General features: G+C 73.9%; 13 protein-coding genes. 9 read left to right on the top strand and 4 right to left on the bottom strand.

Features of this window, described 5'->3' with window-relative positions:
- Positions 1-51: 51 nt before the first annotated feature.
- The 5 genes from ACFVVU_RS32130 (at position 52) to ACFVVU_RS32110 (ending at position 4,846) form a co-directional block, all read left to right on the top strand.
- Positions 52-537: a DUF1453 domain-containing protein gene (locus ACFVVU_RS32130; protein ID WP_380685931.1), complete on the top strand. Its 486-nt coding sequence runs from the start codon at positions 52-54 to the stop codon at positions 535-537.
- A 30-nt stretch (positions 538-567) separates the two neighbouring features.
- Positions 568-1,737, top strand: coding sequence for a sensor histidine kinase (locus ACFVVU_RS32125; RefSeq protein ID WP_380685929.1), 1,170 nt, complete (start codon positions 568-570; stop codon positions 1,735-1,737).
- Entirely contained in the window at positions 1,734-2,459 is a 726-nt protein-coding gene (locus ACFVVU_RS32120; protein ID WP_387793669.1) for a response regulator, read from the top strand. The genes ACFVVU_RS32125 and ACFVVU_RS32120 overlap by 4 nt, the downstream gene beginning before the upstream one ends.
- Before the next feature lie 126 nt (positions 2,460-2,585).
- Positions 2,586-3,050, top strand: a complete 465-nt coding sequence (locus ACFVVU_RS32115; RefSeq protein WP_387793668.1) for a DUF485 domain-containing protein — start codon at positions 2,586-2,588, stop codon at positions 3,048-3,050.
- Positions 3,047-4,846, top strand: a complete 1,800-nt coding sequence (locus tag ACFVVU_RS32110) for a cation acetate symporter (protein ID WP_387793667.1) — start codon at positions 3,047-3,049, stop codon at positions 4,844-4,846. The genes ACFVVU_RS32115 and ACFVVU_RS32110 overlap by 4 nt, the downstream gene beginning before the upstream one ends.
- A 70-nt stretch (positions 4,847-4,916) precedes the next feature.
- Here the strand turns inward: ACFVVU_RS32110 and ACFVVU_RS32105 are convergent, their stop codons facing one another.
- Entirely contained in the window at positions 4,917-5,825 is a 909-nt protein-coding gene (locus ACFVVU_RS32105; RefSeq protein ID WP_380715412.1) for a sucrase ferredoxin, read from the bottom strand.
- Between the two features lie 143 nt (positions 5,826-5,968).
- Positions 5,969-8,419: a DNA topoisomerase (ATP-hydrolyzing) subunit A gene (locus ACFVVU_RS32100; RefSeq protein ID WP_380686122.1), complete on the bottom strand. Its 2,451-nt coding sequence runs from the start codon at positions 8,417-8,419 to the stop codon at positions 5,969-5,971.
- Positions 8,420-8,679: 260 nt separating this feature from the next.
- On the opposite strand from ACFVVU_RS32100, the gene ACFVVU_RS32095 reads away from it, so the two are divergent.
- From ACFVVU_RS32095 to ACFVVU_RS32085, 3 genes are all read left to right on the top strand, one after another.
- Positions 8,680-10,035: a M16 family metallopeptidase gene (locus tag ACFVVU_RS32095; protein ID WP_387793666.1), complete on the top strand. Its 1,356-nt coding sequence runs from the start codon at positions 8,680-8,682 to the stop codon at positions 10,033-10,035.
- Positions 10,032-11,423 (top strand): M16 family metallopeptidase, encoded by a 1,392-nt coding sequence (locus tag ACFVVU_RS32090; RefSeq protein WP_387793665.1) that lies wholly within the window; start codon positions 10,032-10,034, stop codon positions 11,421-11,423. The genes ACFVVU_RS32095 and ACFVVU_RS32090 overlap by 4 nt, the downstream gene beginning before the upstream one ends.
- A 341-nt stretch (positions 11,424-11,764) precedes the next feature.
- A complete protein-coding gene (locus tag ACFVVU_RS32085; protein WP_355365030.1) occupies positions 11,765-12,958 on the top strand; it encodes an RtcB family protein in 1,194 nt (397 codons plus the stop codon).
- 111 nt (positions 12,959-13,069) lie between these two features.
- Here ACFVVU_RS32085 and ACFVVU_RS32080 read toward each other — a convergent pair whose 3' ends face one another.
- A complete protein-coding gene (locus tag ACFVVU_RS32080; protein ID WP_380686130.1) occupies positions 13,070-13,585 on the bottom strand; it encodes a MarR family winged helix-turn-helix transcriptional regulator in 516 nt (171 codons plus the stop codon).
- Between the two features lie 131 nt (positions 13,586-13,716).
- On the opposite strand from ACFVVU_RS32080, the gene ACFVVU_RS32075 reads away from it, so the two are divergent.
- Entirely contained in the window at positions 13,717-14,433 is a 717-nt protein-coding gene (locus ACFVVU_RS32075) for a DUF4386 domain-containing protein (RefSeq protein WP_380686132.1), read from the top strand.
- Between the two features lie 360 nt (positions 14,434-14,793).
- Here ACFVVU_RS32075 and ACFVVU_RS32070 read toward each other — a convergent pair whose 3' ends face one another.
- Positions 14,794-15,423: a TetR/AcrR family transcriptional regulator gene (locus tag ACFVVU_RS32070; protein WP_387793664.1), complete on the bottom strand. Its 630-nt coding sequence runs from the start codon at positions 15,421-15,423 to the stop codon at positions 14,794-14,796.
- Between the last annotated feature and the right edge of the window lie 3 nt (positions 15,424-15,426).

The raw sequence follows: 15,426 nt of genomic DNA, 5'->3' as shown, positions 1-15,426 counted from the left end.
CCGTAGCGTCGAGGAGGTCAGCCGGATCAGCCTCCCGGACGGAGAAACCCGATGTCTGCCCAGGTCAACGCCGCTCTGGTGGTCGTGGTGATGCTGCTGGTGCTGCGGCGCCAGATGAGCGCCCGGCGGCTGGACACCGAACGCCGCTTCTGGGTGCTGCCGGTGGTCCTCGGCGCGGTCGCGCTGCGTGACCCCCAGCTGCTCGACCACCGGGACACCGCGTGGTCCGCCGTGCTGGTCGGCTGCGGGCTGCTCGCGGTGCTCGCGGCGGGCTCGGTCTGGGGCTGGACGGTCCGGATCTGGCGGGAGCCGGACGGGGCGCTCTGGGTCCGGGGCACCGCGGCGACGCTGGCCGCCTGGGGCGGGCTGATCGCGATCAGGTTCGGTCTGTTCGGGATCGGGGAGGTCCTGCACCTGCACCAGTCGAGCAGCGCGCTGCTGCTCGGGCTGGCGGTCCTGCTGCTGGTCCGCACGCTCGTGGTGAACTGGAGGGCGCGGGCGCTGGAGCCCCCGGGGCCGGTCACCGAGTCCTGCTGACCGTCGTCGTGAACTCACCGGGAGGAACGTTTGGCCGAGGGGTACTGGACCCGCTGGCCGGCCCATGAGGGGCTGCGGTACGACGCCGAGAGCCGGCCGCGGCGGCTCCTCACCGCGCTCGGCCGGCTCGTCGTCCTGGTCAGCGTCTGCTGGGGGACGTTCGCCGGCGGCCGGTACAGCGGCTGGGCGATGGTGGCCGGGGTGGTCGGGCTGGTCGCGGCGGTCGGCCTCGCCGCCGGCTATCTGCACGCCAGCCGGGAGCAGTGGGCGACGCGCTCGTACCTGCTGGCCGCCGGAGTGTTCGCGGCCGCCTGGCTGGCCAACTGGGGGAAGGCCTACCTGCTCTCCGACGTGCTCTGGTACGGACTGGCGGTGACCGCGCTGATCCGGCTGCCGGCCGGGCCGGCGCTGATCGTGGCCGGGGCCTCGCTCGGCTCGTACGCCTCGGTGAGCTGGGCGAGCTGGCTGAGCATCACGGCCACCACCGGCGGACTGGTGCTGCTCGGCCACCTGTTGCGGCTGGACATCGAGGCGCGCGGCACCGCGCGCCGGCTGCTCGACCGGGAACGGGCCGCCCGGGCCGCCGAGGCGGAGAGCGCCGCGCTCGCCGAACGGGCCAGGATCGCCCGGGAGATCCACGACGTGCTGGCGCACAGCCTCTCCGCCCAGCTGGTCCACCTGGAGGCGGCCCGGCTGATGCTGGACTCCGGCACCGACCGGGAACGGGTCCGGGAGCGGGTGGTGGCGGCGCGGCGGATGGCGCAGGACGGGCTGGCCGAGACCCGGCAGGCGCTGTCCGCGCTGCGCGGCGAGTTCACTCCGGTCGGCGAGTTCCTGGTGGAGCTGACCGGGACGGAACGCGCGGTGTTCGGGGTGAGCGGGACACCGCGCCCACTGGCCGCCGAGGCGGGGCTCGCCGTCCGGCGCACGGCGCAGGAGGCGCTGACCAATGTGCGCAAACACGCCCCCGGCGCGCGCTGCACGGTCGAGCTCCGCTATCTGACGGACGAGGTGGAGCTGGAGGTGCGCGACCAGCGCGACCAGCGGGCCGGACGGGCCGGGGCGCCGGGCGAACTGGCGGCCAGCGGCGGCGGGTACGGTCTGCTGGGGATGCGCGAACGCGCGGAACTGCTCGGCGGCACCCTGCTGGCGGGCCCGCACGAGGGAGGATGGCGCGTGCTGCTGCGGGTGCCGGCATGACGGGGCCGAGGGACGTCAGGGTGCTGGCCGCGGACGACCAGACGGTGGTCCGCGAGGGGATGATGCTGCTCGGGCTGCTGCCCGGGATCGAGGTGGTCGGCTCGGCGGCGGACGGCGAGGAGGCCGTCGCGCTGGTGGCCCGGCACCGGCCGGACGTGGTGCTGATGGACCTGCGGATGCCCCGCTGCGACGGGGTCGAGGCGACCCGGCGGATCCGGGCCGGGTACCCGGGCACCGAGGTCGTGGTGCTCACCACCTACGCGGACGACGACTCGCTGTTCCCGGCGCTGCGGGCCGGGGCGCGCGGCTACCTCACCAAGGACGCGGGCGCCGAGGAGATCGCCCGGGCGATCGCGGACGTCCGTTCGGGGGCGGCCGGGCTCTCGCCGCAGGTGCAGCTGAGGTTGCTGGAGCGGCTGGCGGGGGACGCCCCGGCCGCGCCGGAGCCGGCTCCGGGAGCCGGAGCGGGTTCGGCACCGGGTTCGACGCCGGCTCCGGCACCGGCGGCGGAGCGGCTGCCGGCCGGGCTGACCGCGCGGGAGGCGGAGGTGCTCGGGCTGATCTCCCAGGGGCTCTCCAACACCGAGATCGCCCGGCGGCTGTACGTCAGCCCGGCCACCGTGAAGACCCACATCAACAACCTGTTCGCCAAGACCGGCGTGCGGGACCGGGCGCAAGCGGTCGCGTACGCCTTCCGACACGGAATCACCGGGTCTCCGTAGTAGTCGGATGAGCGTCTGTCGGATCATCGATCACCTCATCGAGTGAACGTATCTGCGTTGGGAGTTTGGGGAGTTGTGACGCCCCCATCATGGTTCGGGTCACAACCCCCCGGTCCAGGAGCAGCCGTGCCACAACAGCAGACGAGAAACCCCGAGCCGGGAGGGCAACTGGACTGGTGGGCGCCGACTCCGGTGCTCCCGCCGGAGCCGGCAGCCGTGCCGGAGCCGCTGCCCGCACCCGAGCCGGTGCCCGCGTCGGAGCCCGTGCCGGGGCCCAGCAGCATCGAGGTGTACCGGGCCGTCCAGCGCAGCGCGGCCTTCCAGCGGATCCGCCACAGCTACCGGACCTTCGTGTTCCCGGTCAGCGGCGTCTTCCTCGCCTGGTACCTGCTCTACGTGGCCGCCCAGGCGGCGGCGCCCGCGCTGATGCGCAGGCCGGTCGCCGGCCCGGTGAACGTCGCCTGGCTGCTCGGTCTCCTGCAGTTCGCCACCACCTTCGTGCTGGCCTGGCTCTACGCCCGCAACGCCCGCACCAAGCGCGACCGGGCCGCCCTGTCGCTGCGCTGGGACACCCAGGACCAGCTGCGATGAGGACCTCCACCCCGCCCCCCGTCGCCCCCACCGGGGACCACCACGCCCTGGCCGTGGTGCTCTTCGCCGTCGTCGTCCTGGTCACCCTGGGCATCACCTTCTGGGCCGGCCGCCGCGGCAGCGCCGCCGAGGACTTCTACGCCGGCGGCCGCGACTTCACGCCGCTGCAGAACGGCTTCGCGCTCTCCGGCGACTACCTCTCCGCCGCCTCCTTCCTCGGCGTCGCCGGGCTGATCGCGCTGTACGGGTACGACGGCGTGCTCTACAGCATCGGCTTCCTGGTCGCCTGGCTGGTGGTGCTGATGCTGGTCGCCGAACTGGTCCGCAACGCGGGCCGGTACACCCTGGCCGACGTGCTGGCGCTGCGGTTGCGCCGGCGCAAGGTCCGGGCGGCGGCCGGCGGCGCCAGCGTGGTCGTCACGCTGTTCTACCTGGTCGCCCAGATGGTCGGCGCGGGCAGCCTGGTCGCCCTGCTGCTCGGTACCAACAGCGCCCAGGCCCGCACCTGGACCATCGTGGCGGTGGGCGGTCTGATGATCGTGTACGTCACGATCGGCGGCATGCGGGCCACCACCTGGATCCAGATCGTCAAGGCGTTCCTGCTGGTCGCCGGCTCGGTGGTGCTGACCGTGCTGCTGGTGGTCCGCTTCCACGGGGACGTCGCCGAGCTGATGCGGCAGGCGGCGCAGCACAGCGGCGCCGGGCAGCGCTACCTGGAGCCCGGGCTCAAGTACGGCAAGAGCTTCACCAGCCGGCTGGACTTCTTCAGCCTGGGTCTGGCCCTCGTGCTGGGCACGGCCGGTCTGCCGCACATCCTGTCCCGCTTCTACACCGTGCCCACCGCGCGGGCCGCCCGCCGCTCCACGATGTGGGCGATCGGACTGGTCGGCGGCTTCTACCTGATGGCCATCGCGCTGGGCCTCGGCGCCACCGCGCTGATCGGCTCGGCCGAGGTCCGGCAGGCCAACTCGGCGGGCAACACCGCCGTCCCGCTGCTCGCCCTGGTGCTCGGCGGCGGCAACGGCTCCACGGGCGGGGTGGTGCTGTTCGCGCTGATCTCGGCGATCGCCTTCGCGACCATCCTGGCGGTGGTCGCCGGGCTCACCCTGGCCTCGTCGGCGGCGTTCGCCCACGACATCTGGGCGGGCGCCTGGCGGGGGCGGCCGCGCGACGCACACGACGGGCGCGGTGCACGGGGCTCGCGCGGCGGGCGGAGCGGGCGCGGGCGGCGCGCCGAGGTCCCGGCCTCCCGGCGGTCACGCCGCAGGGCGGACGACCGGGACGGACCGGACACCGGTCCGCGGACCGGCGGGGCGGAGGCGGAGACGGACGGCGCGTCGGGGGTCGCCGAGCACAAGGAGGTCCTGGTCGCGCGGATCGCGGCGGTCGGGATCGGTGCGGTGGCGATCGTGCTGAGCCTCTTCGCCCAGCAGCTGAACGTCGCGTTCCTGGTCGGCCTGGCCTTCGCCGTCGCCGCCTCGGCCAACCTGCCGGTGCTGCTCTACAGCCTGTTCTGGCGGCGGTTCACCGCCCGCGGCGCGGTCTGGTCGGTGTACGGCGGGCTGGTTCCGGCGGTGGTGCTGGTGGCCTTCTCACCGGTGGTCTCCGGCACCAAGGTGGCGCTCTTCCCCGGGATGGACTTCCACTGGTTCCCGCTGGAGAACCCGGGCATCGTCTCCATCCCGCTCGGCTTCCTGGCCGGCTGGATCGGCACCCTCACCTCGCCCGAGCCGGCCGACCCGGACCGGTACGCCGAGCTGGAGGTCCGCTCGCTGACCGGGGCCGGGGCGGTCTGAGCGGCCGAGGAACGAACAACGACCCCCGGCGGGCACCCGCCGGGGGTCGTCGTTCGTCACCGAGGGTCCGTCAGAGCTCCCGGAGGGAGACGACCTCCATCCGGGACGGGGTGGCCGGGGCCTTGCCGCAACTCTCCGGGCGGGCCGGCTCGCTGACGCCCTCGACCACCTCGGCCTCCCAGGACCGGCCGTCCTCGTGCCGGACCACGACCCGCCAGCGGCCCGCACCGTCCGGCCGCTGCACCACGGTGAGGGCCTCGGCCCCGGTCTCGCCGCTGGCCACCCGCACCGCGTGGTCGGCCGCCTGGCCGGGGCGCTCCCAGCCGGAGCAGCCGCGCGACCACTCCGGCACCATGTGGCCGGACGCCGTCGCCGCCAGCACCTCCTTGGCGGACTCGGCGGTGAGCCGGCCGTACGCGTAGCCGTACGGCAGCACCAGCATGGTGGGGGAGAAGCGGTGGCCGCCCAGGTGGGTCACCTCCCACACCTCGCTGTGCCCGGCGGCGGTCAGGTCGGCGGCGAGCGGGCGGCCGAGCAGGGCGCAGCAGCGGTCCCGGCGGCCGTTGGTGCACACCAGGGCGATCGGGCCGCCGACGTGCGGTGCGCCGAGGCCGCCGTGGTCGCCGGCGCCCAGCGCCGCGAAGTCGAGGGCCAGCAGCTCCGCCGGGTCCGTCACCGCGTGGCGGCGCACCCAGCTGCGGCCGGGCGCCGGGACGGTGTGCGCCACGAGCACCTCGTGCCGGGCCGTCGGCAGGCAGTCCGCGTGCCGCCCGGGTCGGCGGATCAGCGCCACCCGTACCCCGGTGCCGGCGGCCGCGGCATCGAGTGCGCGCCCCACCTCAGGATCGAGATGGCTCTCGCCGAGCGCCTTCGCGCCCCACGGGCCGTTCTGCTCGACCAACAGCCAGGTCGTCGCGGTCGCGGCGGTGGCGGCCAGCGGCTCCGACAGTTCACGCGACAGCGTCGCACAGGTGCTCACCCCGGTAAGGCTACCCTTGCCCGCCCACCGGGGCGCGGTCGCCGGGGAGGGGCGGGCGGCGGGCCGGTGGGGCGGCGCCGGGAATGCCGCAGGGGCGCCGGAACGGGGAGGTCCGGCGCCCCTGCGGGGGGAGTGGGGGCGGGTCAGGCGGGGCCGGCGACGGTGCTGATCGGGGTGGTGACGGGGGTGCCGGAGCCGTCGCGGCGGGGGTCGCGGTCGGGGAGGTCGACCGGGGCGCCCTTGGCGGTGGTGGCACGGGCCGGGGCCGGGCCGGCCCAGGCGAAGGCGAGGGCGTCCTCGCCGCGCAGGAAGCGCTGGCAGCGGACGCCGCCGGTGGCGCGGCCCTTGCGCGGGTACTGCTCGAAGGGGGTGACCTTCCAGGAGGACTGGGCCTCGCCGGCGAGCGTGCCGGAGGCGCCGGCGACCGAGACCACCACCGCGTCGGCGGCCGGGTCGACGGCGGTGAAGGAGAGCACCCGGGCGCCGTCGGCGAGCTTGATGCCGGCCATGCCGCCGGCCGGGCGGCCCTGCGGGCGGACCTGTCCGGCGGGGTAGCGCAGCAGCTGGGCGTCGGAGCTGATGAAGACGAGGTCCTCCTCGCCGGTGCGCAGCTCGACCGCGCCGACCACCTCGTCGCCGTCCTTGAGCGCGATCACCTCGAACTCGTCCTTGTTGGCGGGCCATTCGGGGACCACCCGCTTGACGACGCCCTGGACGGTGCCCAGTGCCAGGCCGGGGGAGGACTCGTCCAGGGTGGTCAGCGCGAGGACCCGCTCGTCGGCCTCCAGCCGGAGGAACTCGGTGACGGCGGCGCCGCCGGCCAGCGTCGGCGAGGGGGTGGGCGGCAGCGCGGGCAGGTCGATGACCGGCAGCCGCAGGACCCGGCCCGCCGAGGTGACCACGCCGACGTCGGCGCGGGCGGTGGTCGGCACCGCGGAGACGATCACGTCGTGCTTGGCGCGCTTCTCGGAGAGCTCGAACGGCTCGCCGTCGGCGGTGCGGGCGAGCAGGCCGGTGGAGGAGAGCAGCACCCGGCACGGATCGTCGGCGACCTCCAGCGGGACGGTCAGCGAGGCGGCCGGCGCGGCGCCGGCCTCCAGCAGGACGGTGCGCCGCTCGGTGCCGAACTGCTTGGCGACCGCGCCGAGTTCGCCGGAGACGACGCTGCGCAGCTTGCTGTCGGACTCCAGGATCTCGGTCAGGTCGGCGATCTCGGAGATCAGCTTGGCCTGCTCCTGCTCCAGCTCGACCCGGTCGAAGCGGGTGAGCCGGCGCAGCGGGGTGTCGAGGATGTACGCGGTCTGCGTCTCGGACAGCGAGAAGCGCTCCATCAGGCGCTCCTTGGCCTGGGCGGCGTTGTCGCTGGACCGGATGATCGCGATGACCTCGTCGATGTCGACCAGCGCGACCAGCAGGCCCTCGACCAGGTGCAGCCGCTCCTGACGCTTGCGGCGGCGGAAGTCGCTGCGCCGGCGGACCACCTCGAAGCGGTGGTCGACGTAGACCTCCAGCAGCTCCTTGAGGCCGAGGGTGAGCGGCTGGCCGTCGACCAGCGCCACGTTGTTGATGCCGAAGGTCTCCTCCATCGGCGTCAGCTTGTAGAGCTGCTCCAGCAGGGCCTCGGGCACGAAGCCGTTCTTGACCTCGATGACCAGGCGCAGGCCGTGCTCGCGGTCGGTGAGGTCCTTGACGTCCGCGATGCCCTGGAGCTTCTTCGCGTTGACGAGGTCCTTGATCTTGGAGATGACCTTCTCCGGGCCGACGTTGTACGGCAGCTCGGTGACCACGATGCCCTTGCGGCGGGCGGTGACCGCCTCGACGGTCGTGGTGGCGCGGATCTTGAAGGTGCCGCGGCCGGACTCGTAGGCGTCCCGGATGCCGGAGAGGCCGACGATCCGTCCGCCGGTGGGCAGGTCCGGGCCGGGGACGAACCGCATGAGGGTGTCGAGGTCGGCGTTCGGGTGCTTGATCAGGTGGCGGGCGGCGGCGACGACCTCGGAGAGGTTGTGCGGCGGCATGTTGGTGGCCATGCCGACGGCGATCCCGGTGGCGCCGTTGACCAGCAGGTTGGGGAAGGCGGCCGGCAGCGCGAGCGGCTCCTGCTCGCTGCCGTCGTAGTTGGGGCCGAAGTCGACGGTCTCCTCGTGGATCGACTCGACCATGGCCATCGAGGCGGCGGTGAGCCGGGACTCGGTGTAGCGCATCGCGGCCGGCGGGTCGTCGTTTCCGAGCGAGCCGAAGTTGCCGTGGCCGTCGATCAGCGGCAGCCGCATCGAGAACGGCTGGGCCATCCGGACGACCGAGTCGTAGATGGAGGCGTCGCCGTGCGGGTGCAGCCGGCCCATCACCTCGCCGACCAGGCGGGCGCACTTGACGTGGCCGCGCTCCGGGCGCAGGCCCATCTCGTTGGCCTGGTACAGGATGCGGCGGTGCACAGGCTTGAGGCCGTCCCGGGCGTCCGGGAGGGCCCGGGAGTAGATGACGGAGTAGGCGTACTCGAGGAACGAGCCCTGCATCTCGTCCACGACGTCGACGTCGAGGATGCGCTCCTCGAAGTCTCCGGGGGGCGGGGTCTGCGAACTGCGGCGGGCCATCGCGGCGGGGCTCCCTTACGTCTCGCTTGCGTCTCGTCCACGTCTCGTCGGCGCGGTTTCGCCGGGGCTGTCGGCGGTTCTGTCAACAGGGCTCGGCGCCCCCATTGTGGACCCTCCCGCCGACAGTCCCGCCCAGCGCCCCTCTTCCGCCCCTGGCGAACGCCCCGTCCGCGCGGACACATCCGCGCGGTCCGCGCGTTGCACCACAATGGGGGACGCCACACGAACCCCGACTTCGACGACGGGAAGGACCCGAGCGCATGGCCAACCCGGCCCCCGCCTCCCAGCGAGGCATCGCCATCACCGAGCACCGCCTGGCCAATGGCCTGCGCGTCGTCCTCTCCGAGGACCACCTGACCCCGGTGGCCGCGGTCTGCCTCTGGTACGACGTCGGCTCCCGGCACGAGGTGAAGGGCCGCACCGGGCTGGCCCACCTGTTCGAGCACCTGATGTTCCAGGGCTCCGCCAATGTCTCCAACAACGGGCACTTCGAGCTGGTCCAGGGCGCCGGCGGTTCGCTCAACGGCACCACCAGCTTCGAGCGCACCAACTACTTCGAGACCATGCCGGCCCACCAGTTGGAGCTCGCGCTCTGGCTGGAGGCGGACCGGATGGGCTCGCTGCTGGCGGCCCTCGACGAGGCGTCGATGGAGAACCAGCGCGACGTGGTGAAGAACGAGCGCCGCCAGCGGTACGACAACGTGCCCTACGGCACCGCGTTCGAGAAGCTGACCGCGCTGTCCTTCCCGGACGGCCACCCCTACCACCACACCCCGATCGGCTCGATGGCCGACCTGGACGCGGCCACCCTGGAGGACGCCCGGGCGTTCTTCCGCACCTACTACGCGCCGAACAACGCGGTGCTCTCGGTGGTCGGCGACATCGACCCCGAGCAGGCCATCGCCTGGGTGGAGAAGTACTTCGGCAGCATCCCGGCGCACGACGGCAAGCAGCCGCCGCGCGACGGCGGCCTGCCGGAGACCGTCGGCCGCGAGCTGCGCGAGCTGATCCGCGAGGACGTGCCGTCCCGCGCGCTGATGGCGGCCTACCGGCTGCCGCACGACGGCACCCGCGAGGCGGACGCCGCCGACCTGGCGCTGACCATCCTCGGCAGCGGCGAGTCGAGCCGGCTGTACAACCGGCTGGTCCGCCGGGACCGCACCGCCGTCGCGGCCGGCTTCGGCCTGCTGCGGCTGTCCGGTGCGCCGAGCCTGGGCTGGCTGGACGTCAAGACCTCGGGCGACGCCACCGTCGAGCAGATCGAGACGGCCGTCGACGAGGAGCTGGCCCGCTTCGCGGCCGAGGGGCCGACCGCGGCCGAGCTGGAGCGCGCCCAGGCGCAGATCGAGCGCGAGTGGCTGGACCGGCTCACCACGGTGGCCGGCCGCGCCGACGAACTCTGCCGCTTCGCCGTGCTGTTCGGCGACCCGAAGCTGCTGAACGACGCCCTGCCCAAGGTCCTCGACGTCACCGCCGAGGAGGTGCGGGAGATCGCCGCCGCACGGCTGCACCCGCAGAACCGGGCGGTGCTGGTGTACGAGCCGACCCCGGCCGACGACACCGCCGACGACACCGCTGCCACCGCCGAGACCGACGAGGAGGGCGCCGCCGTATGAGCACCGAGTACGTCCCCGCCATGACCTTCCACCCGCAGCCCCAGCCCGGCACCCCCAGCCCGTGGGCGTTCCCGGCGCCGGAGCGCGCCGCGCTGGGCAACGGCATCACCGTGCTGCACTGCCACCGCCCCGGCCAGCAGCTGGTGGCCGTCGACGTGCTGCTCGACGCGCCGCTCGCGGCCGAGCCGGAGGGCGTGGACGGCGTCGCCTCGATCCTGGCGCGGGCGTTCAGCGAGGGCACCGACACGCTGACCGCCGAGGAGTTCGCGGCCGAGCTGGAGCGGGCCGGCGCGACCCTGGACGCGCACGCGGACCACCCGTGCATCAGGGTCTCGCTGGAGGTCCCGGCCTCCCGGCTGGCCCGCGGCCTGGACCTGCTGGCCGCCGCGCTGGGCAGCCCGGCGCTGCCGGAGGACGAGATCGAGCGGCTGGTCGCCAACCGGCTGGACGAGATCGTGCACGAGCAGGCCAATCCGGCCCGGCGGGCCGCCAAGGCGCTGTACGCCGAGCTGTTCGACGGCGCCGACCGGCTGTCCCGGCCGCGGGCCGGCACCGCCGAGACGGTCAAGACGATCGACCGGGCCGCCGTCCGGGCGTTCTACGAGGCGCACGTGCGGCCCGCCACCACCACCGTGGTCGTCGTCGGCGACCTCACCGGCACCGACCTGCCGGCCCTGCTGGAGTCCACCCTGGGCGCCTGGAAGGGCTCCGCGGCCGAGCCGAGCGCGCACGCGCCGGTGACCGCCGACGACACCGGCCGGGTGATCATCGTGGACCGGCCCGGCTCGGTGCAGACCCAGCTGCTGATCGGCCGGATCGGTCCGGACCGGCACGACCCGGCCTGGGCCGCGCAGATCCTCGGCACCTACTGCCTGGGCGGCACCCTCACCTCCCGGCTGGACCGGGTGCTGCGCGAGGAGAAGGGCTACACCTACGGCGTGCGGGCCTTCGCCCAGCCGCTGCGCTCGGCCGCCGACGGCAGCGGGCGCTCCCTGCTGGCGATCAGCGGCTCGGTGGACACCGCCTCCACCGCCCCGGCGCTGGCCGACACCTGGACCATCCTGCGCACGCTGGCCGCCGAGGGGCTCACCGACGCGGAGCGCGCCGAGGCGGTGCAGTTCCTGGTCGGCGTGGCACCGCTGAAGTACGAGACGGCGGGCTCGGTGGCCGGCACCCTGGCCGACCAGGTCGAGCAGCACCTGGCCGACGACTTCCAGGCGGAGGTCTACCGGCAGCTGACCGAGCTGCCGACCGCCGCCGCCACCGAGGCCGTGGTCAAGGCCTTCCCGCCGGACCGGCTGGTCACCGTCCTGGTCGGCGACGCCTCGGCGTTCGCGGACCAGGTGCGGGAGCTGGGCATCGGTGAGGTCACCGTGATCGGCGCCTGACCCGGTACGGGCGGCCAGGGGCCCGGTGGAGCGTTCCGACGCTCCGCCGGGCCCTTCGCCGTCGTGCGCCGTCGTGGCGTTAATCCCCTTGCACGGGACGCGCGGTGCGTGGGTAGATATCCCCCGGCAACCGGTGCACACACGGAGAGGAGGCGGTCACCATGCGGGTCGAGCCATTCCAGCGGCGCTCCCCGAGACTGTCCTCCCGATGCCCCTTGGCCGCCTGAGCGCCGCCAACCCCTGACATCCCCGCGTCGCGCCGGGTCTCTCTTCGCGCGGCATCCTCCCGTGGCGGCTCCCCGCCTAGGCTTGAACCATCCGACCTTGGAGGTCGTTGAACCATGTCGTACACCGAGGTACCCGGCGTCCGGGTTCCGATCCGGATGTGGACCGACCCGGCCACCGTCGAGGGCCAGGCGATGCAGCAGCTGCGCAACATCAGCTCGCTGCCCTGGCTGCACGGGCTCGCCGTGATGCCCGACGTCCACCTGGGCAAGGGCGCGACGGTGGGTTCGGTGATCGCGATGCGCGGCGCCGTCTGCCCGGCGGCGGTCGGCGTGGACATCGGCTGCGGGATGAGCGCGGTGAAGACCTCGCTCACCGCGCAGGACCTGCCGGACGACCTGTCGCGGCTGCGCTCGCGGATCGAGCAGGCCATCCCGGTCGGCCGCGGCCTGCACGGCGAGCCGGTCGACCCGGGCCGGCTGCACGGCGTCCCGACCGGGGGCTGGGACGACTTCTGGCAGCGCTTCGACGCGGTCGCGCCCGAGGTGAAGTGGCGCCGGGAGCGGGCGGCCCAGCAGATGGCGACGCTCGGCGGCGGCAACCACTTCATCGAGGTGTGCGTCGACGACACCGGCGCGGTCTGGCTGATGCTGCACTCCGGCTCGCGCAACATCGGCAAGGAGCTGGCGGAGCACCACATGGGCGTGGCCCAGTCGCTGCCGCACAACCAGGGGCTGATCGACCGTGACCTCGCGGTGTTCGTGGCGGACACCCCGCAGATGGCCGCGTACCGGCAGGACCTCTTCTGGGCGCAGGAGTACGCCAAGCGCAACCGGGCGCTGATGATGGCGCTGTTCCAGGACGTGGTCCGGCGGGAGTTCCCGAGGGCGAAGGTCGCCTTCGACGAGGTGATCAGCTGCCACCACAACTACGTGTCGGAGGAGCGCTACGACGGCGTCGACCTGCTGGTGACCCGCAAGGGTGCGATCCGGGCCGGGGACGGCGACTACGGGATCATCCCGGGCTCGATGGGCACCGGCTCGTACATCGTCCGCGGGCTGGGCAACGAGGCGTCGTTCAACTCGGCCTCGCACGGGGCCGGGCGGAAGATGAGCCGCAACGCCGCGAAGAAGCGGTTCACCACGCAGGACCTGGCCGAGCAGACCAAGGGCGTGGAGTGCCGCAAGGACGCGGGGGTGGTGGACGAGATCCCCGGCGCGTACAAGCCGATCGAGAAGGTGATCGAGCAGCAGCGGGATCTGGTCGAGGTCGTGGCGCACCTGAAGCAGGTGGTGTGCGTCAAGGGCTGAGGCCCGGTTCCCCGCGGTGAAGCCCCCGGCCGTCCGGCCGGGGGCTTCGGCGTGCCGCCGGCGCGCCGTCCGTGTGCCGTCGAGGTGTTCCCGGTCCGCCGCCGGGCGCGCTCAGACTCCGTCGCGCTTCGGGTTGAGCCGCCGGTAGCCGGGGTGCACCCCGGCGGTGAGGTGCTGGGCCTCGGCGATGCGGCGCAGCAGCTCCGCCAGGGCGATACGTTCCTGCGGATCCAGGCCCGAGCAGATGGCCTCCTCGTGGGCGAGCGCCGCCTCGGCCAGCCCGCGCATCGCCTCCTCGCCCTTGGGCGCGAGGTAGAGGTCCTGGAACCGGCGGTCCTTGGGGTTGCGCCGGCGCTCGACCAGACCGCGCGCCTCGATGGCGTCGACGAAGGCCACGAACCGGCTGGGGGACATGCCGAGCCGCCGGGCGAGCTCCTGCTGGTGCTGGCCGGGGGACAGCGCGACCGACCGGAGCAGACCGGCCTGGGCCGGGGTGAGGTCCAGCTCGGCGACCCGCCGGGCGAAGGCCTGGGCGGCGTGTTCGCCCAACTGGGAGAGGAGAAAGGCGACCTGGGCTCCCTGCGGGCCCGTGTGCGGGATCGGGGCGGGGTCGGGAGATTCGGTCATGAAAACACGATAGCAGTGGACAATGATGTCCCGGGGTGAACTATTCTGGTTTTGGAACTACCGGCGCCGGTGCCGATCCGTTCGATGCCGCGTCGGGCCCCAACGACCCGTTCTCGACTGGAGCGCCCCCCATGACCACGACATCAGCGGTGCCGGCCGCCTCCGCCCGGCGTTCGCAGTCAGGACCGCCCTTGCTGCTGCCGGCCGTGGCGTTCGCGGCACTGATGGTGGTGTCCATCGTGCTGGCCCGGCAGACCCCGCTGCCCACCGACTCGGCGGCCGACACGCTCGCCTACTACAAGGACCACGCGACCGCCGCGAAGGTCTCCGGGACGCTGCAGTTCGGCGCCTCGCTCCCGCTGGCGGTCTGGGCCGCCATCGTCTACCAGCGGCTGCGCCGGCTCGGCGTGGTCGCGCCCGGCCCCGGCATCGCGCTGGTCTCCGGGGTGCTCGCCGCGGCGTCGATGGCGCTGTGCGGGCTCACCGTCTGGGCCGCCTCCCGGGCCGGTGACCTCGGCGACGCGCCGCTGGCCCGTTCGCTGGCGGACCTGACCTTCGCCTCCGGCGGCCCCGGGCACGTCGTCCCGTTCGCCGTGATGCTGGCCGGTGTGGCGGTGCCGATGCTGCTGCTCGGCTTCGGGCCGAAGGGCTTCGCCTGGGCCGGTCTGGTGCTCGCCGGGATCGGCGTGCTCGGCACCCTGGCGCTGCTCTCGACCAGCCTGGGCTTCTTCCTGCCGATCGCCCGCTTCGGCGGTCTGATCTGGCTGATCGCGGCCAGCGTGATCCTGCCGAAGCAGCGTCTGCCGCGCCGCACCGCCGCCTACGAGGCGGAGGCGGAGACGGCCTGAAACGGTCCGGGTCGGCCCGGGCCGGTGCGAACCGGTCCGGGCCGGCCGGGATGACTGCTCCGGTGCGGTGACGGCCCGGACCCCCCGTTGGTGGTGCTCCGGGGGTGGGGCCGCCCGGGCCGGGGGAGGGCGACGGGTCGCGGCGCCGGGAGGCGCGGCGGACCGGTCGCGACCGAGCGGGCCGCTGGGCTCGTGAGGAAAAGGGAAGGCGGCGCGGCGGTGTCCTGGGGAGGAAGGCCGCCGCGCCGCCGGCCGTCGTGCGGCGGGTGGTGCGTCCGAGCGCGGGTGTGAGTGCGGGTGTGAGTGCGGGCGCGCGGGAGGGGCGAGGGGCCCCGGGGCGCGTGGTGAGGCGCCCTGTCGTCAGGCCGCCGCGAGGCGGCGGTCGAGAACGGCGAGAATCAGCTCCTCGATCCGGCGGGCCACCGCGGCGCTGTCGCCCTCCGGGCCGACCAGCAGATCGAAGCTCTCGAAGCTGGTCAGCATGAAGAGCAGTTCCACCAGCTCGTCGAGCTCGGCCTCGCCGAGCTCGGCGTCGCGGTCGGCGAGCAGCCGGCCGAGCACCACCTGGAGGCCTCCGCGCCGCCGCTCGCCGCGGCTCTGCAGCGCGGTGTCGAGCTCCGGGTCGAGGATGCCCAGGCCGCGCAGTCGCCGCAGCGCGACCCGGCCGGAGGCGTAGAAGCCGGTGAGCACGTCGAGGATGGCGGTGAGCGCCTCCCGGCCACTGGGCGCCATGAACGCTGCGGGCATCCTGGCCATTCCGCCGCGTTGGGCCAGGTCGTCGAAGAGCGCCTCCAGGAGGCCGGTCTTCGAGTCGAACTGGTAGTAGACGGTCATCCGCGCCACTCCGGCGGTCTTGGCGACGGCGTCCATGCTGAACGAGGCCGGGCCCTTCTCCCCGGTGAGCAGCTCGCAGGCCGCCTCCAGAATGCGGGTGCGGGTCTGTTCGGCGGCTACCTGGCGTTGGCCGGCTCGGTACTGGCGTGGGCTCATGGG

It is taken from the genome of Kitasatospora sp. NPDC057965 (genome assembly GCF_042887135.1).
GTDB lineage: Bacteria > Actinomycetota > Actinomycetes > Streptomycetales > Streptomycetaceae > Kitasatospora.
The sequence above is the reverse complement of the archived record's forward strand: the minus strand, read 5'-3'. Positions and strand labels throughout refer to the sequence as shown.

Bases quoted from the DNA above. Each gene is read 5' to 3' on its own strand.
- ACFVVU_RS32130 (WP_380685931.1), top strand. From the start codon at position 52: ATGTCTGCCCAGGTCAACGCCGCTCTGGTGGTCGTGGTGATGCTGCTG.
- ACFVVU_RS32120 (WP_387793669.1), top strand. From the start codon at position 1,734: ATGACGGGGCCGAGGGACGTCAGGGTGCTGGCCGCGGACGACCAGACG.
- ACFVVU_RS32110 (WP_387793667.1), top strand. From the start codon at position 3,047: ATGAGGACCTCCACCCCGCCCCCCGTCGCCCCCACCGGGGACCACCAC.
- ACFVVU_RS32100 (WP_380686122.1), bottom strand. From the start codon at position 8,419: ATGGCCCGCCGCAGTTCGCAGACCCCGCCCCCCGGAGACTTCGAGGAG.
- ACFVVU_RS32095 (WP_387793666.1), top strand. From the start codon at position 8,680: ATGGCCAACCCGGCCCCCGCCTCCCAGCGAGGCATCGCCATCACCGAG.
- ACFVVU_RS32090 (WP_387793665.1), top strand. From the start codon at position 10,032: ATGAGCACCGAGTACGTCCCCGCCATGACCTTCCACCCGCAGCCCCAG.
- ACFVVU_RS32085 (WP_355365030.1), top strand. From the start codon at position 11,765: ATGTCGTACACCGAGGTACCCGGCGTCCGGGTTCCGATCCGGATGTGG.
- ACFVVU_RS32080 (WP_380686130.1), bottom strand. From the start codon at position 13,585: ATGACCGAATCTCCCGACCCCGCCCCGATCCCGCACACGGGCCCGCAG.
- ACFVVU_RS32075 (WP_380686132.1), top strand. From the start codon at position 13,717: ATGACCACGACATCAGCGGTGCCGGCCGCCTCCGCCCGGCGTTCGCAG.
- ACFVVU_RS32070 (WP_387793664.1), bottom strand. From the start codon at position 15,423: ATGAGCCCACGCCAGTACCGAGCCGGCCAACGCCAGGTAGCCGCCGAA.